We start from the raw sequence: 25189 nt of genomic DNA on the forward strand, positions 1-25189 counted from the left end.
GAAAAATGTACATGCAAAAGCGCCAGAAAAGTCGATTTTTATTTAGCGATCGCTGGCTTGATCGGCAATCAATTGTTCGCAACATGGAAGCCTTTCAAGACTTAATTGTGATTGTTTTGTGTTTTGGTTTGTTCGCCGTCATGCTAATCCAATTGTGGGGGATAGCTATCGCCCTCACGCAGCCACTAGACTATAAACATGTGACTGCAAAAATACTATTTGTGTTGATCTTAGTCGAGTTATTTCGACTATTAATGGTCTATTTGCAAGAACATAGTATCTCTGTGGGAGTAGCAGTTGAGGTAACAATTGTATCTCTACTGCGCGAGGTAGTAGTTCACGGAGCGCTAGAAATGCATTGGGTTAATACGCTTGCAATTTGTGGTTTGTTATTTGTTTTGGGTGGACTACTCGTGGTATGCGCTAAGACACCACACATGGATTGTATGAGCGCTAACACTAAGTTTTGTCCGGTTGTGTATAGGGGAGGTAGAGAACGCCAAAACGAGTTGGAATTACAGTATTCACGTCAATGTGATGAGAATCAACCCCTTGGATAAATTGTTATGAAAATGGGGAGTGGGAGAGATGTGATTAATCGCATCTGTACTGGGGAGTAGGGAAAATACTTTTTCTCCACTCCCCACTCCTTTGTCTAAGGCTGTCTCAGGAAATTATTTTTGCAAGGTACTTCCGACGTATTGAAATATACTCTTTTTGGAAGATGAATCGCTCTTTAAGGGTGAATATAACGTTAATTAGAAATTCTAAAAGAGGTTCAAGCAATGACTACAAATAGAGGTAACGGACAATCTCAAGCAGCGATTAGCGACTTGGAGTATGATTTTGTCACCGTTTTGCAGAACAAGGCTGAAGCTGTTAAAGCTTACGATACCTACATCAAAGATGCAGAAAAAGTAGGTTCTCAACCTTGTGTAGAGTTGTTCCAAAAATTGCGGCAATCTGATATTGAACACGCACAAGAGATTCGCCAACATCTACAACAAGTGTTGCAACACGGTAAGATGTAACCCAGATTTTAAGTTCGTAGGCGTAAGCCCGTCGTAGACATCGCTTCTGGTTTAGCTAAAACAAAAAGAGGCGATGTCTAAAACAGGCTATGACGCTCGCCTCGTGGACTCGCTAACGCTTCTCCGTTCGCGTAGCGTTCCGCACGAAAGGAGTACGCTATCGGTGTCGCAGTTGCTGATTAAATTAGAGGCAAGCACTACTCACTATTAGATAGACTTAATTCTGGGCTGCTTGCTCTACTTGTGCCACCGTTAAATCGAGAGCCACCGCCACTTGTTCTACACTCAATCCCAATGCCAACAATCGGGGAATAGCTTCTAACTTAGCTTCCTGGCGACCTTCCTGGCGACCTTCCTGGCGACCTTCCTGGCGACCTTCCTGGCGACCTTCTTCTAAGCCGTCTTCCTTGATTGATTGATACATCCGTGTTTTTTTGAATTCCTCGTCTATACCCAACATTTCTGCTAACTCCTCTCGGCTTAACCGGGTAAATTTGTACAACAGAATAGTCTCTATCAATTCTACAATTTGCTTGCTGGTAGATTCATCTGCCAGTTCTTGCCTTGCTTGTAAAATCAATTCTCTACCTTTGTCAAGGGCTGTCTCTTCTCTTTCGATAATTAATTTAACGATCGCAACTTGAAGTGAGTTCTCTGTGGAATCTAATTCATCTAGATAAATACGTTGCACTTGTGAACTGTCTAGCAGCAATTGATATGGTAGCCGATCGTTTGGATCTAAACTTCGTTGCGGATAGATGACAACAGCACGCCAAAAATTGACTGATTCATTTTGACGTAGATAAAGGAAGATTTCGGCAAAGAAGCGTCTATAAAAATTTGAGTCTAATTGAAACTGAACTTCAACAAAGTAAAGTGGTTGGTTTGTAGTTTCACTTGTGGGGATGAATACCCCATCAATCCTAAAAGCAGTTTCTTTTAGCTCAACTGAAACAAATTGATATGCGTTGACATTGGCAGTCGTGTCGCCAATTATCGCAAAAAATATGCTAGGAAAAGCTTGAAATAAGCTATAAAATATTTTGTCAGTTTGCACCTAAATTTAGTCAAGGGAACATTGGATATTGAAAGTCTATCAAAAATAGTGTAACCGTGTCTGTTTCCGCATAAAAAAAGCAGATAGGAATAACCATCTGCTTTAATAAAAGATTAATTTTCTAATTTACATAGATACCAATTGCTTCACTGGAGCAATCCCAGCCAAATCTAAAATTGGCGCGATCGCATCTTCACGCTTCACTGCCATCATGTGAACTCCTTGACACAATTGCCGCGCTATTTGCACTTGCTCGGCAGCAATTTTTATCCCTTCCTCAAAAGGATCTTTGGCTTTTGCCAATCTATCAATAATATGTTGGGGAATATCTACACCCGGAACACATCTATTAATAAACTGAGCATTTTTTGCTGATTTCAACAGAAATATTCCTGCCAAAATCGGTTTTTTATAACCAGCAGCAATGGTATCCATAAACTTTTCCAGTCGCTCAAAATCGGTAATCAACTGACTTTGAAAAAATTGCGCTCCGGCTTCGATTTTGCGTTCAAATCGACTTTGTAAACCCGACCAACTTTTACATTGCGGATCTACCGCTGCACCAACAAATAAATCTAAAGCTCCATCAGTCAAGGGTTTTTCATTGCAATCAACACCTTGATTCATCTTCCGAATCAGTTGCAGCAGTCGCACAGCTTCTAAATCAAACACCGCTTTGGCATCTGGATGATCGCCTGCTTTTACTGGGTCGCCAGTCAAAGCTAAAATATTACGAATACCTAAAGCATGAGCGCCCATCAAATCAGCTTGTAAACCGATGCGGTTGCGATCGCGGCAAGCAATTTGACAAATCGGCTCTATGCCATTCTGTGACAAAATTACCGACGCGATTAACGAAGACATCCTTAACACGGCGCGGCTACCATCAGTAACATTGACGGCATGAACTCTCCCCTTAAGAGTCGCCGCCATTTGAATCATGTGCGCTGGATCTCCCCCTTTCGGCGGTGCTACCTCGGCGGTAACTAGAAATTCACCTGCTTGTACAGCTCTGCGAAAGGCTGTGTGGCTATGGGTGTGATGCATAACATTAAGGTTTTCAATTTCTTAAATGGTATAGCAAGTCACACCTAAAAGGGAAAACTTAGAGAGGAAGAGAGTAGCCTAAAGCAGCTTTTACTTGTGATAAAGTTTGATTGGCGATCGCTCTAGCTTTTTCCCCTCCATCCCGTAACACAGAGTCCAAATAGCTTTTGTCTGCCGTTATCGAGTGATATTTTTCTTGAATTGGTTTCAGGGACTCAATAATTGTGTCTGTCAACAATGGCTTGAACTGTCCCCAGCCCATATCCTGACACTCAACCGCTACATCTTCCTTTTTCTTTCCAGCAAGCAATGTATAAAGCGTTAACAAATTATTACACTCTGGACGTGCTGGATCGTCAAAAGTCAGCCCACGAATCGGATCGGTTTTACAACGCTTAATCTTGTATTGAATCTGTTCCGGTGAATCTAGCAAACTGATTCGGCTTAACTCCGAAGGATCAGACTTCGACATTTTGCGTGTACCGTCCGCTAAACTCATCACCCTAGCCCCTTCCTTGCGAATTAAAGGGTCTGGTAACTTCAGAACTGGTTGATCTGGTTTACCAAATTGGTGATTTAACCGAGCTGCAATATCCCGTGTCAATTCCAAGTGTTGCTTTTGGTCTTCACCCACTGGCACTTTATCCGCTTGGTAAAGCAAAATATCCGCTGCCATCAGCACAGGGTAATCCAATAAACCTGCACTCACATTTTCTCCCTGCTTGACGGCCTTTTCCTTAAACTGAATCATATCTTGCAGCCAGTTTAGAGGTGTAATGCAGTTGAGCAACCAGGTGAGTTCACTGTGGGCCGAAACGTGCGATTGTACAAAGATAGTGGAGTGATTTAAATCAAGACCACAAGCTAAATAAAGAGCAGCAAGAGTGTAGGTATCAGCTGCCAATTGTTTTGGGTCGTGTGGCACTGTAATCGCGTGCAAATCAGCCACAAAAAGGTAATTTTCGTATTCGCTCTGACCTTCTACCCAGTTGCGAATGGCTCCCAAGTAGTTACCTAGATGGTAATTGCCGGTTGGTTGAACTCCAGAAAGAACACGTTGCTTGCCCATAAATTTCAACTTAGTTATCTCAAATCCGCGCTATGTCAAGTGGCGATGTCTGGCGACAAGTTTCTTGCGCCTACGCAAAACTCATTTAATTTTGACATTTTCCAGGTCAACTCGCCGTTATGGGATGAGAGATTTTAACTCGTTCCCAGTCGGAGACCATTAGTTAAAATTTAAGACTAGTTGATTGTTGAGCGATCGCTACTTATAAAAATACATTAGCGATCGCATTAATTTTGCTCACAAAAACCAAACTCTTAAATTCGATTTACCTGTCTACCAAACCCACCTGTCCGCCAATTAGCCCCAGAAATCCAGTTCCAAAATGCTGAATCTCTAAAAAGCTTGCTTGCTCTGGTGAAGTTTTGTAAATTTTGAATGTCTTCATAATTCCTAATGTGGCAGCACTTTCTAAAGGGCCAACAAAACTAATATCTCGGTCAAGAAAATAGGTTTGATTAGCCCAGTAAGCCATTTGATTTGCATTTAAAAAGTAGCAGCCCGCGTGAGGATTGAGGGCACGACGAAAGGTAATTGGTGCATTCATAATTGCACCATTGAGTTCCTGTTGATCTTGCACATTTTGAAAAGGAGCAGTTACTCGCAAAGCCAAATCCCCATCAATATAAGCTTTGTAAACCAAAGCTTTGGGAGAGACTTCATAACGATTTGGCTGAAGCAAATTTAAATCACCCGCTTGTTGGGTAAACCAGTTTAATTTGATAAAAAACCAAGGGTCATGAATAATTAAGTCATCTTCAAGAAAGCAATAATAATCATACTGACCGAGACAACTTTGCAGAACAGCTTGACACTCAAACCCCAAAAGTAGAGGTTCTGCTTTAGTAGAATGATGCCTATATAAATGGGATGGTAAGGAAAGCTGATTCAGAAGATGATTATCTTGAGTTGTACAAATAACAATATCTAGTTCGTGAGACTGCGGCTGATTAGCAGGAAAAGCTAGTCGTTGAGCAATGTTGATAATACTTTGAGATTTACCAAATAATTGGTGTAAGGCGGTAATACTTTTAGTTAACGCCTCCAAACGGGGTTGCGGGTCTTTGCGTTGGGAAGCATGACGACCCTCATTGCTAGGTTTGAAAAAATGGGCAATGGTAAAAATAATTCGCATTTTCAATATCGCTTTTATCTTTATTTGTCATATCATGTCCGTATAATTAGTTATGATTTCCAAAGTCATTGCACCCCACCTCCTCCCCGCAAGCGGGGAGACAAAGCATAGCTTTGGCGGGGTGGGGTTCTTCAGGTTTAATAAGTAATTTAGCGGACATAATATCATTGGTCATTTGTACTAAGCTTAGTCGTTGGTGCAGCCTCTTCAAGAGTTATATTGGTCATTTGTCGTTTGCTCTTGATCAATAACTAATGATTAATATGCTTCTTGCAAAATTATTGCTTTTCAGGCTTTTATTTGCACCTTTGCTTGAGGTCAAAAATATTTATGCAAGTGACTAATGACCAATGACTAATTTTTACCAAATCCTTTAGAACTTGGACGCTTTTTCAAACTATCAGAATTTTTGCCAGCGAACATCCATTGCAAATGCTGTGGTAATAGTTTCGCTAAATCATAACGCTTCAGAATTGTCGCTCGTGCATTCGCTCGAATTGCATTCATCTCTTGAGGATTATTCAGCGCCTCTTCAATCCTATTAGCAATATTCTGGGGAGAAAAGAAATCTACCAGCAGTCCATTCACCCCATCCTGTACAACCTCCAATACTGGTGCAGTCTTAGAAGCTATTAGTAAACATCCTGCTGCCATTACTTCTAACATTGACCAAGATAATACAAATGGACGGGTTAAATAAACATGGGCAGAAGAAGCTTGCAAAACCTGAAGGTACTCATTGTAAGGAAGCCTATCTGTAAAGTGCAGCCTCGATAAATCCAAAGATAATTTTTCTAGCATTAATTGTTTATAAGTCTGACCATCGGGGAGATTTTTACCATAAGCAACCCGATCTTCTCCGACAACTACCACATGGCACTTAGGTCGTCGCTGCTGAATTAGCGCTACTGTTTCCATAAACTGTGGAAAACCTCTATAAGGTTCCATTCCTCGTCCTACATAAGTTACCAACTCTTCCACATGAGAAAGATCCAGATTTATTCTTGGTAAAACTAACTTTGCGCCTGGTTTGGGAACAAAATAATTGGTATCAACACCATCATGAATTACAGTGAGTTTGCTATGATATTCTTTGGGAAACTGCTGACGCTGCCAATTAGTCGGAGAAAGTCCGCGATCGCAGCTATATAAATCAGTTAAAATCGGTGCATTTTTCACGCGGATGCGGCATTCATCATCAGCATTCAACGGCTCGTTGGGATCGAAATCTGCATCGGAACCGTGAGCATGGTAAAACCACTCGAAATAACACAATAATTCTGCTTTGGGGAAAACATCTTTCATAAATAAAGTCGGCCCCCAACCAGAATGACCATAAACTATATCTGGAAAGAAACCCTCGGATTTTAATTTTTCTGCCACGCGATAGACAGCTTGAGCGTTGAGAACAGCATTTTCCAGGTTGCGAACATAGTGGTGAGTTTGAGGCGCAGCTTCACGAGAAGGGGTATAAATAGCTTTGAAAACGCCAGGTATTTCCCCTTCACGACGATTTGTCCCAAAGACGACTTGGTGATTAGGATCTTTACCTAAAACTATCGCTAGATTGCGAAATTGCGAGGGGAAATTGGGATGTAAAAATAAAATTTTCATTGGAATAATCTTGATTAATTTATTACCAGATAAAATAAATTAAGACAAGCTGTTTAAGATTATAAGATTATTTATCACGATTTTTAACAAGTAAATTTAGGTAAATGGTTGCCCGAAAATGCGAAAATAATCGCAAATTCGTGTTATGACCATGAAATTTATTGGCATTGATTTAGGCTGGCGATCGCAACCAAGTGGATTGTGCTGTTTAGAATGGGTAGATGGACAACTACAATTACTCGATCTAGACCGCAAAGATGCCATTGCAGACATCCTCTCCTGGATCGATAAAAGCGTCCAAGCAAACGAACCAGCCATCATCGCCGTAGATGCACCTACCCTCATACCCAACGCTACCGGGAGTCGTCTCCCCGATAAACTTAGCCACAAATACTTTGGTAAATATCATGCGGGATGCTACCCAGCTAATCAAAACCTACTCTTCGCAGAGCGCACCGTCAACTTTGGCTTAGAATTAGAATCACGCGGTTTTGCACATGCACCCACCATTGAACCACAAAAACTTAGCAGATATCAAATAGAAGTCTTTCCCCACCCAGCAATTGTTAACCTATTCAACTTAGAACGCATCCTCAAATACAAAAAAGGACGACTCAATGAGCGCCGTCTAGAACTAATTAAACTCCAAAATTATCTTCTCGATATTCTCCCTTGTTTCTCTCCTCCTCTGTCTTCTCTGCGCCTCTGTGGTTCTTTCCCTTCCGAAATTCCCACCACAGGCGCAGCCCTCAAAGCAACCGAAGATAAACTAGATAGCCTAATTTGTGCTTATGTTGCTGCATACTGGTGGTATTGGGGAGAACAACGTAATTTGGTATTAGGCGATCGCACCACTGGCTATATTGTCATCCCTCAGAGAATATTAGCCTAAAATTGTAATGTAGTAAGATTTAATTCAAAGAGGTTTTATGCAAAGAGTTAGTTCTAATTTGAGTTTAAAAGAGCTATATGAAATTGACGATCATCTCTGGTTAGAGGAAACAATCAAACTCTTGAAAGCTAACCATTTAGAAAAATTAGATTTAGAGAATTTAATTGAGGAGCTAGAAAATTTGGGTCGTAGAGACAAAGCCAAGGTTGCTAGTTTATTAGAACAAATTATTAGACATCTTTTGCTGCTGCAATACTGGGCACAAGAATCTCAATATAATTCGGGACATTGGAAAGCAGAAATTAGAAGCTTTAGAAATCAATTAAAACGTAACTTGACAACGAATTTATATCAATATTTACAAAATGAATTAGCATCAATTTATGATGATGCTTTAGGGTATGTAATTGATAAAACTGAGGGTAAACTAGATAACCTACCTCAACATTGTATTTATACTTTAGAACAGCTACTAGATATTAATTATCTACCTGAAAACTTGTAAAATAAAAGGCGTTGCTAAACTTAAATCAGCAACGTCTCATCTTATATTTCAGAGATTTTGGTGTTAAACATAATACTTCATACTTCTCAAACAATTTCCCTCAGTGATTGATTTTCCTACTCAAAACATGAAGTTTCCAGAGTGAAATTTGAATAATTCTGGTAACAGCACACACAAAAAGTGATGCCTACGGCGGCAAGCTACACAATTAAATTTCTGATTTAATCTGGTTCTTGGCCAAATAGTGTTCATCGAGAGCGCGTCTTAGCATCATTTTAATCACAGCTTGACGGCTAATATTGAGTTCGGTTGCCATTTTGTCGAGTTCGTTGAGCATCGGACTAGGAATTTCAAGGTTTGTTGTGACTATATCCTGTCGTCTTCGTGAGGTCATTTGACGAGGTGTTCCGACTCTTGTTGTCGTGGAGTCAAAATAACGATCAACGACTTCCTCTCCCTTCGCAATTTTTTCTTCAAGTTCTTTAATAGAAATATTGTTCATAGATTTCTCTCTCCCGTCTCGTACTTTTCCAATAAGTAATTAACCAAATATATTCCCCTTCGCCGTCATAACGAACTTCGTAAATGACCGACAAAAGGGTGTTTCCCAGAAATCCAATAGCAATAAATTGTTCTGGATCATCTCGTTTGATTCGTTCTACATAGTCGCCTGCTAAAATAGTAGCGACCTCTTCCAAAGAATATCCCCTATTTTGCTTAAGAAGCTGACTTTTATGATTATCCCAGTCAAATCGCATTTCTCTTATAATTCCTCATCATTCTAGCAATAATTATTTTTGAGATGTGACTGCATCGCACAATAAAAGGCGTTGCTCAACTTAAATCAGCAACGCCTATTCTTGAATATTCAATAACTACTCAGCACTCTTACTCTGCCCAAGCAATCAACCTTGGTTCATAAGGATTAGCTAGGTGTGGATTTTTCGGCAATACACGCAAAGATAAACCTTGCAAACCAGAAGCGGTATAGATGATATTACCAGTGTAAATACTCAATTGCTGTCCATCTTCGCCTTGGTAATCCATGACTACTGGCACAGCGTTGACAATTTCACCATTGGCATCGATCGCACCTTGATATAGCTCCACCTGCACATCATCATTGGTCAAAGTTGCCAAGTCAACCTTGGCTTTGACGGCAACGGTTTGGTTAACTTCAATATCTGAAGCTGCGGATACGTCAACATCTTTGATTCTGATGTTGAACCAGTGTTCGCTCAGTTTTTCTTTCCAAGCGGCTAGTTCTTTGGCTGGTGCATAGTTATCAACAGTCAGGGTATGATAGCGATCGCTAGCCGGGAAATAAGCCCTTTGTGCATATTCTCCTACCATCCGCGCTGTATTAAAGAACGGACAATTCAACCGAATTGCATCCTTCATTTTGGCAACCCACGGACGGGGCAAACCATCAGTATCCCGATGGTCATAAAATAACGGTACAACTTCCTTCTCTAACAACTCGTAGAGAGCATTTGCTTCTACTTCATCTTGGTAGTTAGGATCGTCGTAATTCTCTCCATGTCCAATCGCCCAGCCTGTGCGGACGTAATCAGCTTCATCCCACCAGCCATCTAGTACACTTAAATTCGGCAATCCATTCATTGCGGCTTTCATGCCACTAGTACCAGAAGCTTCCCGTGGACGACGCGGTGTATTTAACCAGATATCGCAACCCGCAACCATCAACCGGGAGATGTGAATGTCGTAATTAGGAACAAACACTACCTGTTTTTCTAAATGCTGTTCGCGGATAAAGTGATTGATCTCGCGGATCAGTTCTTTACCGGGGATATCTTTAGGATGTGCCTTACCAGCAATCACGAATTGCACTTTCCGGTCTTTGTTAGCCAGCAGAAGCCGCTTAATGCGATCCAAATCGCGCATCCAAAGGGTGGCGCGTTTGTAGGTGGCAAACCGACGAGCAAAGCCAATGGTGAAAGCGTAAGGATCTAAAACTTCTTGGGCTTGGACAATTTCAGAAGCAGAAGCGCCGCGATCGGTCAAATGCTTAACTAAATGCTCCCGCACATACAAAATCATATCCAAGCGGCAGCGTTCGTGGTTGCGCCACAATTCTTCATCGGGTATGGCGTCCATCCGCTCCCATAATGGGCTATCTGGGGGTGCTGATGACCAATTTGGGCCGAGGTAGCGATCGTACAATTCTTGAGTCGATTTCGCCACACAACTCCGAGCATGAACACCGTTGGTAATTGCTGCGATCGGTACTTCTTCCACTGGCACTTTCTGCCACAAGCCTTGGAACATTTGCCGCGACACCACACCATGCAGTTGTGCGACACCGTTAGAAAATGTTGCCATTTTCAACGCCAGCACCGCCATACTGAAAGGCCCAGATAAATCGCCTGTATTCTCACGCCCCAGTCCTAAAAATTGCTCTTTGGGCAACCCAAATATATCTGCGTAATATCCCAGATAGTGCAGCATTTTGTCGGGAGCGAACAAGTCAATCCCTGCTGGTACTGGCGTATGGGTGGTAAAGATATTGCTGGAAGCGACCACCTGTCTAGCTTGGACATAATTCAGTCCTTCTTCCTGAATTAGCAAGCGGATGCGTTCTAGGGCAGAGAAGGCGGCGTGGCCTTCATTCATGTGGTAAGCGGTAACTTTCAGCCCCAAAGCTTTGAGCATTTGCACACCACCGATCCCCAGCATGATTTCCTGGTGGATACGCATATCGATGTCGCCACCGTACAGCTGGTCTGTGATGTCGTGGTCGTAAGTGTTATTTGGTTCAATGTTGGTGTCCAGCAGATACAGAGGTACTGTTCCTACCTGTACGCGCCAAACTCTGGCATATACCTTGCGTCCTGGATAATCTACCGCAATCCGCAGTTCAGAACCATCGGCATTGCGCTCTAGATGCAAGGGCATATTATAAAAATCGTTGAGCAGGTAGCGTTCTTGCTGCCAGCCATCAGCATTGAGATACTGGGCAAAGTAGCCTTGCTGATATAGCAAACCTACACCTACAAGCGGTAAACCCAAGTCACTGGCAGATTTGAGGTGATCCCCCGCCAGAACGCCCAAGCCTCCAGAATAAACGGGCAAACAATCTACAAGTCCAAATTCCGCCGAAAAATAGGCGTAGCATTCTTTTGGTTTCTGCTCCCGTTGTTTCTGATACCAGGTGCGCTCTTGCAAATAATCGTCTAACTGACGGTCAGCTCGATCCATTTGCGCTAAAAAGCCTTCATCTTCGACAACTTCCAGAAGCCGCGATTGAGAGATCGTACCCAGCATTAACACCGGGTTATGATGGCTAGACTCCCACAGGTCAGAATCTAAGCGACGGAACAAGTCTTTACTTTCAACGTTCCAATCCCAGTGCAAGTTATATGCCAGCCGCCGTAGTGGTTCGAGTCGCGGCGGTAGTGAAGGAGATACATTAAATGTGCGAATTGGCTGCATAGGTTGGCAAAACTCCAAGTTTAGCTATGGTTATTGTTTACTCTCTTTACCAATGTTGCCAATTCTTTATACAGTAGTTTGTGAAAAAGCGATGACTTTGTTAAGCATTGAGAATTATTTTTAACCTCGTTGCTAAAGTTTACACCAAGGTGTTTCTAATTCTATGCCTGACTCTGAGCCATGTACTTGGTATATTAAAATTTAATCATTGACTGGTATGTATCACTTAAAAAAATTTAGTTTTGAATAAATAATTTATATTTATTTTAGTATTGCTTCCGGGGATCAATTCGAGATTCTTGGCTGAGGGTGAAAATTCCCCATAGCTGTGTCCAGTAAAGTAAAATTTTTAATTATTTTTTAATAAAATTGGGCTATCAAAGATAGCACTCAGCACTCTCAAGCCAGGAAGCAGAAGGGAAACCCCATAAATAATCGGATGAAAGCCCTACCAAGCAGTTAATTAAGAAAAGCGATGCCTGGGGCGGGCTACACCTATGCTAACTACTTGGTATGAAATATTTGCACTAAATCAGGAAGATAACTTATAAAGGTGTTATTTTATGCACCTAGTGAAGGCTGATCTTTAGTATTTTTTGTCATTGTCAGAGCTACAGCTGCTGCATAAGCCAGTTCTGCTGCCATTTGATAAGCTAGTTTGATACTTGATGAAGTGTCCTTGGCTTTAAGAGATGGGGAAGCTTTTTTTCGGCGCGACTCAAGTTTTACATCACCTGCTGCAATAGCTCGCTGTAAAATGATCCAGGCATCTAGGTCTTCTGAGTCATAATTACTTTGAAGCTGCGATCGCAGTTGATCTTCGGCTACAACACTCAAAGAGCCGATAGTTAGAGCTTCTTGTACAATTTCTTTAATTAAAGCCATAATTTGAACCAAGTATGTGAGTTAAAACCGATACCTCAATTTGGGAAATTAGATGTTTTTTTGTAGATTTATCCTCGAAACTAAGCTACGTTTTAGCTTTCTTTAAATAAAATTTATAACGAGTAGTACCAAGCACACATCACCCTTTTGGCTCACCCGAATGGGTGATTCACAATATTTTAGATAGCAAGTATGTGGACAAAATAAATATTTTGAGCTAGTTTGGCTTTTTAACTAAGAGGGTGTCACAAGCATAGTAGATATCAATCTAAGTTGAAAGCTCAATCATAAAATTACTTTTATCAGTAATAAGATAAATATAGGCAAAAATGCCAATAACCGGTGACAGGATTTTTTAAATCTCCCTCCTCAATGAATTTTATCTAAGTGTATAAAAATATTTGTAAGTAGCTTGGGCTTTGCCCACCGAAGGCATCGCTCTAGTAAAAAAGTTAACTTATCTCCTTCATTCTCATTAACAATAAACTCTGGAACTAAACTTATTTCATGAGAGTGTTCCACTAAAAATAAAATGTGTTATCGTTAAAAACAATTGTTATTAAAAACCATTCATGTCATTACAAACGTGAATTGGTTAGTCTGTAAATCATCCGTGTGCAACATGATTGGAGCAGCATACTCTAGAAATTCGTTGCAAGAAAGCCGTCATAGCAGTCGGGGAAGCGCTTACTTGTTTGCACCGATGGTTAACTTCAATGTGATGGCTGATGTGGGAGATAATCCACCCTAATTGGATTTTATTTGGGCACAAATACCCATAGAAATCCAACAATAATTACATTGTTATGCTAGGCATAAATTTTATCTAAACTTTGAATATAGTCTAGTTAAATGTATTTTTTGTTGCAAAATAGCTTGTGAAACTGAGTTGCTTCAAAAGACTAAAATTGCTTGAGAAGAAATGCCTCAAGACAAACAACACTGTCTCTATTTACTTTAGGAGTGCTGTTAGCGGTAGCAAGCTTTTCAAATTTGCCAGATAACCAAAACAGTAGTCTATCTAAACCAGCAAATTTTCCATCAGACAATTTAAAAGTCTGAGTTTTGACCCGGCAATGCACTGAAATTTTTTTGTTAATTGATTTTGTGAAAAATAAGCCAAAGTTTTACGTGCATATAGTACAAAATCTGCTAGCGACTTAACGTAATTGTGCATAATACTTGAGTAATTCTACACACCTAACCTCAAGAATTGCTTGCATAGTCAAAGCCATACTCTGGTTTTTCAAATGTTGGAAAACCATCTAAAAATCTTGGAAAATTTTGGTGATACTGCTAGCTCATGTATTAATACACACGGAGCCTATTGGTATTGGCAAAAGATTAGGATACAGCCAAAACAACTTGAAACACTGTCAACAAAAATTGATTAAAGAGATATGTAGCCATGCAGAACGAGCAATATTTTTCCAAATTGCAGCGCGTGCAAGAACTTTTAGTAACTACACTGTTAGGAGATATTCCAACACTTCTTCTCGGCCCAAAGTTGCGTAATTTAGGATATCGTAGTATTTTTAGCCAGATAGGCAGCCCGGTGTATATTCAAAATGGTGTTGAATTTAACGGTACTTCTTGTATTGAGATCGGCGCAGGAGTCTATATTTTCAAGGGTGTGCGGATGGATGCGAGAGGACACAAAAATAATAGAATTCATCTAGGAAATAGAGTCGCGATTGAGCGTAACGTTGATATAGGGTGTTTGGAAGATACGTATATACATATTGATGAAGACACCTTCATTGCTCCCAATGTGTGTATTGAGGGGCCAGGAGACATTAAAATTGGTAAACACTGCTTAATTGCTGCCCATTCAGGGATATATGCCAATAATCATAATTTTGCCGATCCGATGGAGTTGATTAAATACCAAGGTGTTACTCGCAAGGGAATTGTGATTGAGGATGATTGTTGGCTAGGACATGGAGTAACAGTATTAGATGGCGTTACTATCGGCAAAGGCAGTGTTATTGGTGCGGGAGCAGTTGTTAATAAAGATATTCCTCCTTTTTCCGTTGCTGTCGGCATACCTGCACGAGTAATCAAAAACCGAATTAGCAAAGATATAGCAAAGCTTCAAGTTGAGAAATAGGGCATTGGGTATAAGAGGCAGAGGGGCGGAGCTTTCTGGGGCAGGTTTTTTTGATTAGACAAATTTTTGGGATTTTAAAACCAAAACCATTGTCTGAGAACTTAAAACTACGTTCAATAATTGAGAACATTCTCAACTATTTATCGAAAGCCTAAAAGCCTGCCCTTGAAAGGAGGGGCGGAGGGGCAGAGGAGCAGCACTTCTCTACGAGAGGCTTCGCCAACGACTACGCTCAGTGAACGAGGAGCAGAGGAGAAATAATAACTCCTAACTCAGCACTCCTGAAAGGTATGGGGAATAGTAACTATCCTCTGTAACCTGTTGCCTTTTTTGGGAAACCTTTGCCATCAGTCAACGTCACAAGGGTAAACGTCTCTGGGTTATCTTTATTAAGGGCATCTACAAGTCAGACAACTGACATCTTGTGCGTTATCAATAACCGTAGGGTAGACATTGCTAGTCCTGAGTCCCCAGAGTCCTCTAAAAAAGGGACGAGATTTGGGTAATATAAAGTAGCTATCTTTTCTGCATTGCAGATACCGAAAGAAAAGCTTTCTTTGTTTTACCCGTTGGAGATATTTCTATGCTGACTTTAAAAATCGCTGTTTATATTGTTGTTGCCTTCTTCGTAACTATCTTCATCTTCGGATTTTTGTCGAACGATCCAGCTCGTAACCCCGGCCGTCGGGACTTAGAGTAAGAGGGCGATAAATCATCCGCGACTTTGGAAGGCGGAAAATACTAAACGCCACGGAAACTTACTAAGCGAAAATTTAGTAAGTTTCTTCCTCCAAGTAGCTTGCTGTAGGTAGCAGAAGGCGACAGTCGGAAGGCAAAATGTATGTTTAATCCTTCCCTTTGTCATTTGGCTGTTTGTTAGCCCGATTTTGCTCACTTATGCTTCATCCAGTTCTGCCACCTAATCCGCCTCCTATCGTTGAATCTTTACAACCTGTAAATCCCGCCTCATCTGCTAGTCATACAAAGTTTCTTTCAGGTGTAGATACTGGAATACACGAAAAGATAGACAAATCCAAGCAGCCCAAGAATTTGGCTCAGTTGGCAATTTCGGGTAACACTAAAAGCGATCCTTTATTGTCAACTCCGATCGACTCAACTCAAGATGACTTGGTAGTTGCGAAAACTTATTCTGTACCTCATTCACCAGAAACCTTTCCACCAGAAAGTTCCCCACTCCCCGGTTCTGCAACTGCTGGGCTTTTGGGACAGCCAATGGTTGTTGGTTATCCCACGCAGGAGGTTACAACCTCTAATAGTCAAGTTACAGAATACACAAAGACAAGTCCGAGCGTCGAACCCCGCCACTCGGAACTTCTTCTGATGTCGGCACTGCGTAAACGGGAGATGCAAAGAGAAGCCGCTGCCTTGCAAAAAAAAGTTAGAGCGGAGGCTTCAGAGCAAGACGCAAAAGATGAGCCTGCTCAAAAACTCGGTCAGCCATCGCTAAATCCAAACTCTAATGGTGGAGCAAAACCAACCTTTTTGGACTCTTCTAGCTTTAGCTATAGAGTTTCTCCAAGTCCCCTTGTCGCCCAATCTCAACACCCTCTTCAAATTGCCCCAACTGCCACAAACAGCAACAAGTTAGGCAAATCCAAAGCAGAAATTTTAGCTGAGAAGTTAACCCAACAAAAACAGCAACGCGACCTTACTGCACAACAGTCTCTAAAACAAGACAATATCTCTGTATCTGCTGCCGATCTAGCACCGAGTTCTCAATCAGTACAAAATTTTATAACATTTAAATCTCGTAAGCCCACAAACCAACTCTCTGTACCGATCGCTGTAGAATTTAAGTCCCAATTCCAGCAACAAAGCCAAGTCCCAACGCCTACACCACAAGTAAATACCACTCAGCCACAAACTCAACTATCTGGTACAACTGCACCAGCTACCACACCACCAGCCGGGCCAAGAATTGTAGAAGTCACTTCAGATCGGCAAGAGTATGACGAGAAACAGCGAATTATTACAGCTGTAGGTAATGTAATTGTGCGATTTGATGGAGCGGTGGTGGATGCCGATCGCTTACAAGTCAATTTGGACAACATGATTGCTGCGGGAGAAGGTAACGTAACCTTAACACGGGGCGATCAGATACTACGTGGACAACGCTTTACCTATAACTTTGTTCAAGATCGTGGGGAACTGGAAAATGGTAGAGGAGAAATTTACGTACCCTCAGCACAAACAGATTTTGCTTTTTCACCCACAGCTGTAAATGCTGGTGGAGTTTCAAAACGTCCCCCCAGCGATCGCATTAGAGCCAATCAACCCCTTTCTGGTGTCAGCAGCCCTGGAGGAATTGATGTGACAATTGGTGGTCAGGCAAATGCAAGCAACATCCCGCCACCAAAAACAGGGGGTGCAGTCAATCGGCTCAGATTTGAAGCTGAACAAATTGACTTTTATCCGCAAGGCTGGCAGGCAAGCAATGTCCGCATCACCAACGATCCATTTTCGCCCCCAGAGTTAGAATTACGCGCAAATACAGTAACTTTGACGCGAGAATCACCCTTGGTAGACCGCATCAGGACACAGGGGCAGCGTTTGGTATTGGATCAAACAGTCTCCTTACCAATTCCGCTGAATGAGCGGACTATTGATCGCCGAGAGCGGGACGTTTCACCTGCAATAGTTTCCCCCGGCTACGATGGAGAAGATCGGGGTGGTTTGTATATTGAGCGTGGCTTTCCAATAATCGATACAGAACAGACACGCTGGACGATCACGCCCCAGTTATTATTACAGAGAGCTGTGCAAGAAGGCACGGGTGACTTAGGGGCACTGTTTGGTGTGAAGACCAAGATAAATTCTGTTTTGAGTCCACGAACGATAATTCAAGGAACTGGGGAGTTAACTAGTTTTAACTTGAATGACGTGGAAGAGAATTTGCGAATGAATTTGGGATTACGCCAGACATTAGGCACTTCTCTTCCCCACACATTGAATGTGCAATATAACTACCGCGATCGCCTCTATAACGGTACTCTGGGTTTTCAAACTGTCCAGAGCAGTTTTGGCGGCATTATTAGCTCTCCTGTAATTCCTTTAGGAAAAAGTGGCATCAACCTCAACTACCAGGTAAGTGCCCAGTATATTGATGCCAACACCGATCGCCCAGACTTGCTAGAACCAGTGCGGGAAAACGATCGCATTTCACTTGGTCGTTTACAAGGCAGTGCTACCCTCAGTAGAGGGCTGTTGCTGTGGCAGGGAAAACCATTACCACCTACTGCCACTGAGGGATTACGATACACCGCTACCCCTGTAGTTCCTTATTTGCAAGCGATCGCTAGCCTTACAGGCACTACCAGTTATTACAGCAATGGTGATAACCAAAGTACTCTAATTGGTACAATTGGCTTACAAGGGCAAATTGGTCATTTTTCTCGACCTTTTTTCGACTATACCGCCTTTAATGTCAGCTTATCTCAAGGCTTAAATAGCGGATTATCACCCTTTTTGTTTGACCGCTCCGTTGATAACAAAGTATTGAGCGCTGGGATATCACAGCAAATCTATGGCCCTTTTCGCTTAGGCTTCCAAACATCTGTTAACTTGGATACTGGTAAAGAAACTAGCACTGACTACATCTTGGAATATAGCCGTCGCACCTATGGCATTACCTTGCGTTACAATCCGGTGTTGGAGTTAGGCGGCTTCACCGTCCGAATTAGTGATTTTAACTGGGGTGGCGGCACCGATCCATTTTCGGAAATTAAGCCAGTAGTGGGCGGCGTGCAACAGGATAATTAGTCTAAGGACTGGGGACGACTCGACAAGCGATTGATCGCACAATTTGTAAATACCGCGTCAGGTATTCTCAAGTTGGCATAGTCGCCGCTTAGTTGAACGCCTGATGGTGGTTGGTGTAGGGTTACACAGCATCTATGAACTGCGGCTTGATACTCTCGCCATTGCCTACGGATTGCAATACTTGTAGCATCGTTACCTAAGTCGGAAAATCTTAGCCCTGCTCGCATCAGCCAAGATTCCACGTCAGTTGTTTCACCAACTATTTCTGGAGTGGGATTAATCTTTTTCATGAGTAATATCTTATACGTGTATTCTCAATTACTCATTTCACTTTAAAAGAAAGTATCAATACTAGCCAATATCATTTTTTATCAAAATCATCAATAAAAACTATTCATACCTGAATAGAGTACTCAGGTATGAAAGAATGAATTACTATTACGGCTGGTAAACAGCATTGCTTTAGCTTGTGAATAGGCCGTTTTCTAGGTGGTAATCACTAGAAACGATAGCCTAATCCAGCTTGGAAGCTGACAGCATCAGCATCACTATTTTTGTAGGCGTCAATACCCCATTTAGTATCGCCGTAGGCAATGACATTTTTGCTAACTTCTGATTCAATCCCAAGGGTGACTACAGGTGAATTCCGATTGCCCAATGGAGTTTTTTGACCTTCGTCAGTTACAAAGGAATAACCACCACCGAAGTAAACGTTAGTATTTTTGGCGATGGGGGCATCATAAGTCACGATAGGCATAATTGCAGCAGCATCGCCACCATACAACACAGAACCCCGCAGTGAAACAGGGGCATTGGGTACGGCGTATCGTCCTTGAATATTACCACCAATTTGGGCTTCATCGTTTCCTTGTCCGCCACTGGTTGCACCAACAGCAACACCAGCACCGATGTAGTTACCGTTAGTACCGTTAGTACCTGCTGTTTGAGCAGATGCAACGCCAGCTGAGAGGATAATGGAAGCAACAGCAAGTGCAGAGGCAGCTAATTTTGTCAGTTTCATAGAGTTATTCTCACTAGAGTTAGGTAAAATCAATGTTCTCTAGTACTAGAATCTCTTTTTTTACAAAATGTAACCTCACGCACCTGGTTCACCCAAGTGGCTGAATTATTTCTCACCCACCTGGGTGTAACAGTTATTTCTTCAAAAAACGCTGACGTAGACGAGAGATAAAAATATTCACCTCTGGTATTTTCAGCCATGAAGCGATCGCAGCAAACACCGCAATTCCCACGAAGCCAGATATACACAATTGCAACAACAGAACTAGTAAACCCGTTTTACCTAAGAATTGTTGAGAAGCAACCAAAGTCCCATAGCTTGCAACCCCAGCTACCACACTACCGGCAGTCAAACCCAAAATCGGCAAACTCCACTCCCGCCAAGGTAAACCATTGAGTTTGCGATCGAGCAACCATAACAGCATCAACAGGGAACTGCAATTTACACCCACTGTTGCTAACACCAAGCCGGGGGCACCAAAAGGCCCAACTAAAATCCAATCGAGCAGAGCATTCAGAAAGATATTAAAAGTACTAATGCGAAAAGGTGTCTGCCCATCACCCAAGGCATAAAATACCCGCACCAAGACATCACGCCCCAAGTAAGCAAACATCCCAATCCCGTAAACGATTAGCAACTCGGAAACTAGCTGTGTAGCATCTTGCTTGAAAGCACCCCGCTCATACACTACCTGAACAATGGGTACAGATAACACTACCATCAACGCTCCTAGAGGTAGCATGGTGACAGCACTAAGTAGGAGTCCCTGACGAATACGTAATTTGAGATCGTCCCAATTTTCTGGTTCGGCAAGTTTGGCAAATATTGGTAACAGAGGCAGCAAAATTATATTAGAAATAATCCCTAAGGGAGTTTGCACTAGCAAATTAGCATAGTTAAAGCCAGCAGCAGCACCAGGGATGGGACTTGCGAAGTAAAGCACAGTAGCAAAGTTAATTGGCATCATCCCGGAAGAAATTGTTGCCGGAGTCATGATTCTGATCACTTCTTGAACACCTGGGGATTTAAAATCAAACCGCAGGCGTAACGTACCTAGTCCTAACCGCCACTGAACAATTAGCTGCACCAGCCATTGGAGAATTGCCCCTGCCAAGGTTCCCCAGGCTAATACCATACCACCGATTAAAGCGTATTCTGGCTTGATAATGTCCTTGCCCACTTGCATGGTCATCAAAGCAATGCCGATAATAACGGTAATGCTAGATAATAGAGGGCTAATAGAGAGTAACCAATATTGATTTGCTGCATTAAGAGTACCGAAGCCAATGCCAATTAATCCTGAAAATAAAGCCATCGGGGCCATAATGCGGAGTTGTTGAATGGCGATCGCTCTAGTTGTCGCTTCCAAACCATGACCAACTAAATCAACGATCGCATCCGCAAAGAAAACTTGAGCCACTGTCACCAGCAACAGCACTCCAGCTACCAGCGTTGTCACGGTTTCCACTAGGGGAGCCGCTTCTTCTCGGCGACGCTTGGCTAAAACGCTGACGAGCGCACTGTGTAATGGCCCATTTACGCCACCGAGTAAGATCAATAAAAAGCCAGGGATAACATAGGCATAACTATAGGCAGTGGCAGCAGCACCAACACCAAATGCGGCAGCGATCGCTTGCTGCCGCACTAAACCGAAGACTTTACTAATTAATGTGGCTGCGGCAACAATGCCAGCAATTCCAGCGAAAGAACGAGAGGGTTTTTGATCTTGTTGTGTCACGAATAATACCCGACAACTCTTGCAGAGTGCATACTTTAAAACATTTAACCTGAAATTCCACAGTCTGTCAGGTAAATTTTGACAAATTAGTAATTTTAAATGCCTACGCTCAGGGCAAAAGCAAAGCAATGCCTACGCCCAGAATTAAATTCCTGAGATTGCTATGATACAGCGAACGCGATTCAAAAGTGGTGAGGTCGCTTTTCTGATTTGTCCCTGCCATACTATAGCGTTTCCTAATCACATGAGGTACATCTTAGCCTGCCTCCTCGCTTGCCTACGGTGTACACACAAGTCTATATCTTTCTTTATGAATGAATCTCGCACTGTGTTTTTATCCCGCCTCGGAATGAATTCCGAGTTTCATAGCCAAAGTCCACTGAAAGTGGACTGAATTAATTATTTAGTCCACTTTCAGTGGAGTTTCGCTATCAGCCCTGAACTTCAGTTCTGGGCGGGATATGGGTGGGCGTGACAGTTTCACTGTAGAGGATTGATTTTTCGACTTGTGTGTACACCGTAGCCCTTGGGAGAGGGGAGGGGTTGGGGTTCTTGTACCTCACTCAACCGAGAACCGCTATAACTTAGTCACCTCCTTTGTTGTGTACAAGCCAAAATTATTTTTTAACTCATTACGAGGATAGATCGAGAAAGGGGAACTATAACAATAACCATCTTCTGGGAAATTGTTGAACACTGTAAAAATTTGCAGTTTGTCATACTTTTGACACCCTTCAAGCCTATGAACTTTGGTGTGAGGAACCCTTGTATAAAAACGAGATAATCCAGAGCAATGGAACCCAATTCAAATTTCACAGAAAATCAACTTCTTTTGTCAAGCGCTCAACTTCAAGAGCAACTAGAGCAACAAAAAGCTCTGGCGAGTGTAATTGTCCGAATTCGGGAATCTCTTGACTTAGAAAAAATTTTTCAAACGACTGTTACACAAGTGCGTCAGTTGCTTAATGCTGACCGAGTAGCAGTCTTCCAGTTCGACCGCGAACAAAACTGGGAGGGAGAATTTGTTTCTGAAGATGTTGCAATTGGCTGGGACTCAGCAATGACAGTAAAAGTTTACGACCATTGCTTTGGAGAACAATTTGCTGCCAGTTATCAACAAGGTCGAGTGCAAGCAGTAGCAGATATTTTTAATGCGGGACTGAGTGATTGTCATCTGGCAATTTTGAGTAAATTTCAGGTACAGGCCAACCTCGTTGTCCCTCTATCGCGGAAGCAAGAACTGTGGGGATTGCTTTGCATTCATCAGTGCAGTGAGACTCGTGAATGGAAAGAATCGGAAATTGAGTTTATTCGTCAAATTGCTGACCATCTTGTTGTTGCCATTCAACAAGCAAAGCATCTCCATGAAGTCAAATTGCAAGCTACAAAATTGGCTCAAGCAGTTCAGCGCGACCAAGTAATAGCTAAAATTGTCGATGAAATTCGCTCGCCCCTTGATATTGAAACTATCTTTAAAACCACAACTCAAGAAATACGTAAGCTGTTGCAAGCTGACCGAGTTGCCATTTTTAGCTTCAATCCCGATTGGAGTGGTAACTTTGTTGCGGAATCATTTACGTCAGGCTGGACTCCCTTAGTTGGGGTTGAGCCTGCGATCGCTGATACTTATTTACAACAGACGCAAGGTGGGCGTTACGTTGACAACCAGACTTTTATAGTTAATGACATTTACCAAGCTGGATTAACAAACTGCCATGTAACTCTGTTGGAGCAATTCCAGGCAAAAGCCTTTGCAACTGCCCCTATTCTCCAAGGAGATCAACTTTGGGGAATCATTGCTGCCTACCAAAATGCCTCACCCAGAGAGTGGGAATCTTATGAAGTCGAATCACTGATCAAAATCGGTACACAAATTGGTGTAGCAGTTCGACACCATAAGTTGCTGGCATACGCTCAGTACCAAGCAGAGCAACAAAAGACATTAACTAGTGTGATTACTCGAATTCGGGAGTCTCTAGATTTAGATACAATCTTCCAGACTACTGTCACCGAGGCCCGGCAAATGCTGCAAGCAGACCGAGTGGCAGTCTTTCGTTTTGACCCGCAAAAAGATTGGGAAGGGGAATTTATTTCTGAGGATTTTGTACCTGAGTGTAACTCGGTAATGGCAGAAAAAGTTTATGACTATTGTTTCGGAGAAAACTTTGCACACCTTTACGCCCAAGGTCGAGTAAATGCGATCGCTGACATTTATCAAGGAAAGTTCCCCGGTTGCTACGTCCAAATCCTAGAAAAATTTCAAGTGCGGGCAAATATGGTTGCACCTCTATTAAAAAAAGGTGAACTTTGGGGATTGCTGTGTATTCACCAATGCACCGCTCCTCGTTACTGGCAATCTTCTGAGATTGAATTTGCCAGTCAAATCGCCGAACAATTAGGAGTCGCATTAAAACAGGATTCTTATTTAAAGCAAGTTCAAATGCAGGTTGTCCAGTTAGCAGAAGCCACTGAACGGGAGAAAGCAATGGAACGTCAAGAACTGCTGGCTGCAACTATTGATAAAATCCGCCAGTCACTCGATATTAAAACTATTTTTAGAACCACGACTCAAGCTGTACGAGAGTTGCTAGAAGTCGAGCGAATTGCAATTTACCGCTTCAACCCGGATTGGAGTGGTAAATTTGTGGCAGATTCCTTTAAAGATGGTTGGAAACCTGTTGTACAAGACCAACCAATGATTATAGAAACTTTTGAGGACACAGACGACGATAACGAACTTCCACGTAACGAAACCTTTGTGCCGATTCGGGAAGGTGAAAAATTATGGGGATTATTAGTTGCTTATCAAAATTCGCAACCGCGTTATTGGAAAGAGGAAGAAATTAATTTACTGGCTCAAGTTGGGGTGCAATTAGGAATTGCGATTCAGCAAGCAGAATTACTCGAGCAAACTAAACGTCAAACCTTGGAACTTTCTCAAACTCTGCAAGAATTAAAACAAACTCAGACTAGGTTAATTCAGGGTGAAAAAATGGCGGGATTAGGACAACTACTTGCTGGAGTTGCCCATGAAATCAACAATCCCATCAGTTTTATTTTTGGCAATCTTATCCATTTAAATGAATATACTGAAGAACTGCTAAAGGTAGTGAAACTTTACCGTCAAAGCTCCTCAATATTGCCAACTATCCAAGAGCAAATCGACAAGAGTGATTTGGACTTTCTCATCGAAGATTTACCCAAAACCCTTGAGTCAATGAAAGTAGGAACAGAGCGGATTTGTGATATTGTGCTATCACTACGAAACTTCTCTCGTACAGATGAGGCTGAATTGAAGCCAGTAGATATTCATGAAGGGTTAGATAGTACTTTGCTAATTTTAGGGCATCGCCTCAAAAATAATAATGAACGCCCAGCCATTGAGATTATTAAACAATATGATAATTTACCTTTGCTCGAATGCTATCCCGCGCAATTAAATCAAGTGTTTATGAATCTTTTGAGTAACAGTATTGATGCATTAGAGGAAAAGTTTAACACTATACAGCAAAGGTATTTGAAATTATTACAAACGTGTCCGAGAATACCTTTGACTATCTGGATTAATACGCAAACGATTAATAACCAGATTGTAATAAGAATAGCTGATAATGGTCTGGGGATTCCAGAAGAAGTGCGATCGCATATATTCGATCCCTTCTTCACTACCAAAGCACCAGGTAAAGGTACGGGGTTAGGATTGTCTATTAGCCATCAAATAGTAGTTGAAAAACATCATGGTCAGATGAAATGTTCCTCTAAACCAGGAGAAGGAACAGAATTTTTAATTGAAATTCCCTGCGGTAATTAAAGGCGACTGATTTTTGACAATTCTTCAGTCAATCTTAAATAGGG

General features: G+C 42.0%; 21 protein-coding genes. 9 read left to right on the forward strand and 12 right to left on the reverse strand.

Annotation, left to right across the window (positions count from 1 at the left end):
* Window positions 1–5 precede the first annotated feature (5 nt).
* Together RMX69_RS01395 and RMX69_RS01400 are read left to right on the forward strand one after the other, a co-directional pair.
* Entirely contained in the window at window positions 6–560 is a 555-nt protein-coding gene (locus tag RMX69_RS01395) for a phosphate-starvation-inducible PsiE family protein (protein ID WP_289799733.1), read from the forward strand.
* A 225-nt stretch (window positions 561–785) separates the two neighbouring features.
* The gene (locus RMX69_RS01400; protein WP_289799732.1) at window positions 786–1031 is read left to right on the forward strand and encodes a hypothetical protein; all 246 of its coding nucleotides are present in this window, start codon (window positions 786–788) and stop codon (window positions 1029–1031) included.
* Window positions 1032–1248: 217 nt separating this feature from the next.
* Here RMX69_RS01400 and RMX69_RS01405 read toward each other — a convergent pair whose 3' ends face one another.
* From RMX69_RS01405 to RMX69_RS01425, 5 genes are all read right to left on the reverse strand, one after another.
* Window positions 1249–2088 carry an Rpn family recombination-promoting nuclease/putative transposase gene (locus RMX69_RS01405; RefSeq protein WP_322636247.1) on the reverse strand — a complete coding sequence of 280 codons (840 nt, stop codon included), beginning with the start codon at window positions 2086–2088 and terminating at the stop codon, window positions 1249–1251.
* Window positions 2089–2214: 126 nt separating this feature from the next.
* On the reverse strand, window positions 2215–3135 hold the full coding sequence (locus RMX69_RS01410) for a methylenetetrahydrofolate reductase (RefSeq protein ID WP_289799730.1): 921 nt from the start codon (window positions 3133–3135) through the stop codon (window positions 2215–2217).
* A gap of 58 nt (window positions 3136–3193) precedes the next feature.
* Window positions 3194–4204 (reverse strand): tryptophan--tRNA ligase, encoded by a 1011-nt coding sequence (gene trpS, locus RMX69_RS01415; protein ID WP_322636248.1) that lies wholly within the window; start codon window positions 4202–4204, stop codon window positions 3194–3196.
* A 265-nt stretch (window positions 4205–4469) separates the two neighbouring features.
* On the reverse strand, window positions 4470–5336 hold the full coding sequence (locus RMX69_RS01420) for a calcium-binding protein (RefSeq protein WP_289799728.1): 867 nt from the start codon (window positions 5334–5336) through the stop codon (window positions 4470–4472).
* Between the two features lie 354 nt (window positions 5337–5690).
* The gene (locus RMX69_RS01425; protein WP_289799727.1) at window positions 5691–6950 is read right to left on the reverse strand and encodes a glycosyltransferase family 4 protein; all 1260 of its coding nucleotides are present in this window, start codon (window positions 6948–6950) and stop codon (window positions 5691–5693) included.
* Between the two features lie 151 nt (window positions 6951–7101).
* Here RMX69_RS01425 and RMX69_RS01430 point away from each other — a divergent pair, with 151 nt between their 5' ends.
* Window positions 7102–7842 (forward strand): DUF429 domain-containing protein, encoded by a 741-nt coding sequence (locus RMX69_RS01430; RefSeq protein WP_289800131.1) that lies wholly within the window; start codon window positions 7102–7104, stop codon window positions 7840–7842.
* A 37-nt stretch (window positions 7843–7879) separates the two neighbouring features.
* Window positions 7880–8347, forward strand: coding sequence for a DUF29 domain-containing protein (locus RMX69_RS01435; protein ID WP_289799726.1), 468 nt, complete (start codon window positions 7880–7882; stop codon window positions 8345–8347).
* Window positions 8348–8555: 208 nt separating this feature from the next.
* On the opposite strand, the gene RMX69_RS01440 is transcribed toward RMX69_RS01435, so the two are convergent.
* From RMX69_RS01440 to RMX69_RS01455, 4 genes are all read right to left on the reverse strand, one after another.
* On the reverse strand, window positions 8556–8849 hold the full coding sequence (locus RMX69_RS01440) for a hypothetical protein (RefSeq protein WP_322636249.1): 294 nt from the start codon (window positions 8847–8849) through the stop codon (window positions 8556–8558).
* Window positions 8830–9105, reverse strand: coding sequence for a hypothetical protein (locus RMX69_RS01445; protein ID WP_289799724.1), 276 nt, complete (start codon window positions 9103–9105; stop codon window positions 8830–8832). Before RMX69_RS01445 ends, RMX69_RS01440 begins: the two co-directional genes overlap by 20 nt.
* A gap of 130 nt (window positions 9106–9235) precedes the next feature.
* Window positions 9236–11800: an alpha-glucan family phosphorylase gene (gene glgP, locus RMX69_RS01450; RefSeq protein ID WP_289799723.1), complete on the reverse strand. Its 2565-nt coding sequence runs from the start codon at window positions 11798–11800 to the stop codon at window positions 9236–9238.
* Between the two features lie 561 nt (window positions 11801–12361).
* On the reverse strand, window positions 12362–12685 hold the full coding sequence (locus tag RMX69_RS01455) for a hypothetical protein (RefSeq protein WP_289799722.1): 324 nt from the start codon (window positions 12683–12685) through the stop codon (window positions 12362–12364).
* A gap of 613 nt (window positions 12686–13298) precedes the next feature.
* On the opposite strand from RMX69_RS01455, the gene RMX69_RS01460 reads away from it, so the two are divergent.
* The 4 genes from RMX69_RS01460 (at window position 13299) to RMX69_RS01475 (ending at window position 18575) form a co-directional block, all read left to right on the forward strand.
* On the forward strand, window positions 13299–13436 hold the full coding sequence (locus tag RMX69_RS01460; protein WP_174707946.1) for a hypothetical protein: 138 nt from the start codon (window positions 13299–13301) through the stop codon (window positions 13434–13436).
* A 657-nt stretch (window positions 13437–14093) separates the two neighbouring features.
* Window positions 14094–14795: an acyltransferase gene (locus RMX69_RS01465; RefSeq protein ID WP_322636251.1), complete on the forward strand. Its 702-nt coding sequence runs from the start codon at window positions 14094–14096 to the stop codon at window positions 14793–14795.
* Window positions 14796–15378: 583 nt separating this feature from the next.
* Window positions 15379–15495: a photosystem II reaction center protein I gene (locus tag RMX69_RS01470; protein ID WP_041566417.1), complete on the forward strand. Its 117-nt coding sequence runs from the start codon at window positions 15379–15381 to the stop codon at window positions 15493–15495.
* Between the two features lie 197 nt (window positions 15496–15692).
* Window positions 15693–18575: a DUF3769 domain-containing protein gene (locus tag RMX69_RS01475; RefSeq protein WP_322636254.1), complete on the forward strand. Its 2883-nt coding sequence runs from the start codon at window positions 15693–15695 to the stop codon at window positions 18573–18575.
* Here the strand turns inward: RMX69_RS01475 and RMX69_RS01480 are convergent.
* From RMX69_RS01480 to murJ, 3 genes are all read right to left on the reverse strand, one after another.
* Window positions 18572–18865 carry a hypothetical protein gene (locus tag RMX69_RS01480; RefSeq protein ID WP_289799719.1) on the reverse strand — a complete coding sequence of 98 codons (294 nt, stop codon included), beginning with the start codon at window positions 18863–18865 and terminating at the stop codon, window positions 18572–18574. The genes RMX69_RS01475 and RMX69_RS01480 overlap by 4 nt on opposite strands.
* 209 nt (window positions 18866–19074) lie before the next feature.
* Window positions 19075–19596 (reverse strand): outer membrane beta-barrel protein, encoded by a 522-nt coding sequence (locus RMX69_RS01485; protein WP_289799718.1) that lies wholly within the window; start codon window positions 19594–19596, stop codon window positions 19075–19077.
* 133 nt (window positions 19597–19729) lie between these two features.
* A complete protein-coding gene (gene murJ, locus RMX69_RS01490; protein WP_322636256.1) occupies window positions 19730–21334 on the reverse strand; it encodes a murein biosynthesis integral membrane protein MurJ in 1605 nt (534 codons plus the stop codon).
* Window positions 21335–22127: 793 nt separating this feature from the next.
* Between murJ and RMX69_RS01495 the strand changes: the two genes are divergently transcribed.
* A complete protein-coding gene (locus RMX69_RS01495) occupies window positions 22128–25145 on the forward strand; it encodes a GAF domain-containing protein (RefSeq protein WP_289799716.1) in 3018 nt (1005 codons plus the stop codon).
* Window positions 25146–25189 lie beyond the last annotated feature (44 nt).

The sequence above is a fragment of the Nostoc sp. EspVER01 genome, assembly GCF_034530635.1.
Taxonomy (GTDB): Bacteria; Cyanobacteriota; Cyanobacteriia; order Cyanobacteriales; family Nostocaceae; genus Nostoc.

Bases quoted from the DNA above. Each gene is read 5' to 3' on its own strand.
- RMX69_RS01400 (WP_289799732.1), top strand. From the start codon at position 786: ATGACTACAAATAGAGGTAACGGACAATCTCAAGCAGCGATTAGCGAC.
- RMX69_RS01440 (WP_322636249.1), bottom strand. From the start codon at position 8,849: ATGAACAATATTTCTATTAAAGAACTTGAAGAAAAAATTGCGAAGGGA.
- RMX69_RS01430 (WP_289800131.1), top strand. From the start codon at position 7,102: ATGAAATTTATTGGCATTGATTTAGGCTGGCGATCGCAACCAAGTGGA.
- RMX69_RS01420 (WP_289799728.1), bottom strand. From the start codon at position 5,336: ATGCGAATTATTTTTACCATTGCCCATTTTTTCAAACCTAGCAATGAG.
- RMX69_RS01480 (WP_289799719.1), bottom strand. From the start codon at position 18,865: ATGAAAAAGATTAATCCCACTCCAGAAATAGTTGGTGAAACAACTGAC.
- RMX69_RS01445 (WP_289799724.1), bottom strand. From the start codon at position 9,105: ATGCGATTTGACTGGGATAATCATAAAAGTCAGCTTCTTAAGCAAAAT.
- RMX69_RS01435 (WP_289799726.1), top strand. From the start codon at position 7,880: ATGCAAAGAGTTAGTTCTAATTTGAGTTTAAAAGAGCTATATGAAATT.
- glgP (WP_289799723.1), bottom strand. From the start codon at position 11,800: ATGCAGCCAATTCGCACATTTAATGTATCTCCTTCACTACCGCCGCGA.
- RMX69_RS01470 (WP_041566417.1), top strand. From the start codon at position 15,379: ATGCTGACTTTAAAAATCGCTGTTTATATTGTTGTTGCCTTCTTCGTA.
- RMX69_RS01465 (WP_322636251.1), top strand. From the start codon at position 14,094: ATGCAGAACGAGCAATATTTTTCCAAATTGCAGCGCGTGCAAGAACTT.
- RMX69_RS01475 (WP_322636254.1), top strand. From the start codon at position 15,693: ATGCTTCATCCAGTTCTGCCACCTAATCCGCCTCCTATCGTTGAATCT.
- RMX69_RS01410 (WP_289799730.1), bottom strand. From the start codon at position 3,135: ATGCATCACACCCATAGCCACACAGCCTTTCGCAGAGCTGTACAAGCA.
- RMX69_RS01395 (WP_289799733.1), top strand. From the start codon at position 6: ATGTACATGCAAAAGCGCCAGAAAAGTCGATTTTTATTTAGCGATCGC.
- RMX69_RS01455 (WP_289799722.1), bottom strand. From the start codon at position 12,685: ATGGCTTTAATTAAAGAAATTGTACAAGAAGCTCTAACTATCGGCTCT.
- RMX69_RS01495 (WP_289799716.1), top strand. From the start codon at position 22,128: ATGGAACCCAATTCAAATTTCACAGAAAATCAACTTCTTTTGTCAAGC.
- RMX69_RS01485 (WP_289799718.1), bottom strand. From the start codon at position 19,596: ATGAAACTGACAAAATTAGCTGCCTCTGCACTTGCTGTTGCTTCCATT.
- trpS (WP_322636248.1), bottom strand. From the start codon at position 4,204: ATGGGCAAGCAACGTGTTCTTTCTGGAGTTCAACCAACCGGCAATTAC.
- RMX69_RS01425 (WP_289799727.1), bottom strand. From the start codon at position 6,950: ATGAAAATTTTATTTTTACATCCCAATTTCCCCTCGCAATTTCGCAAT.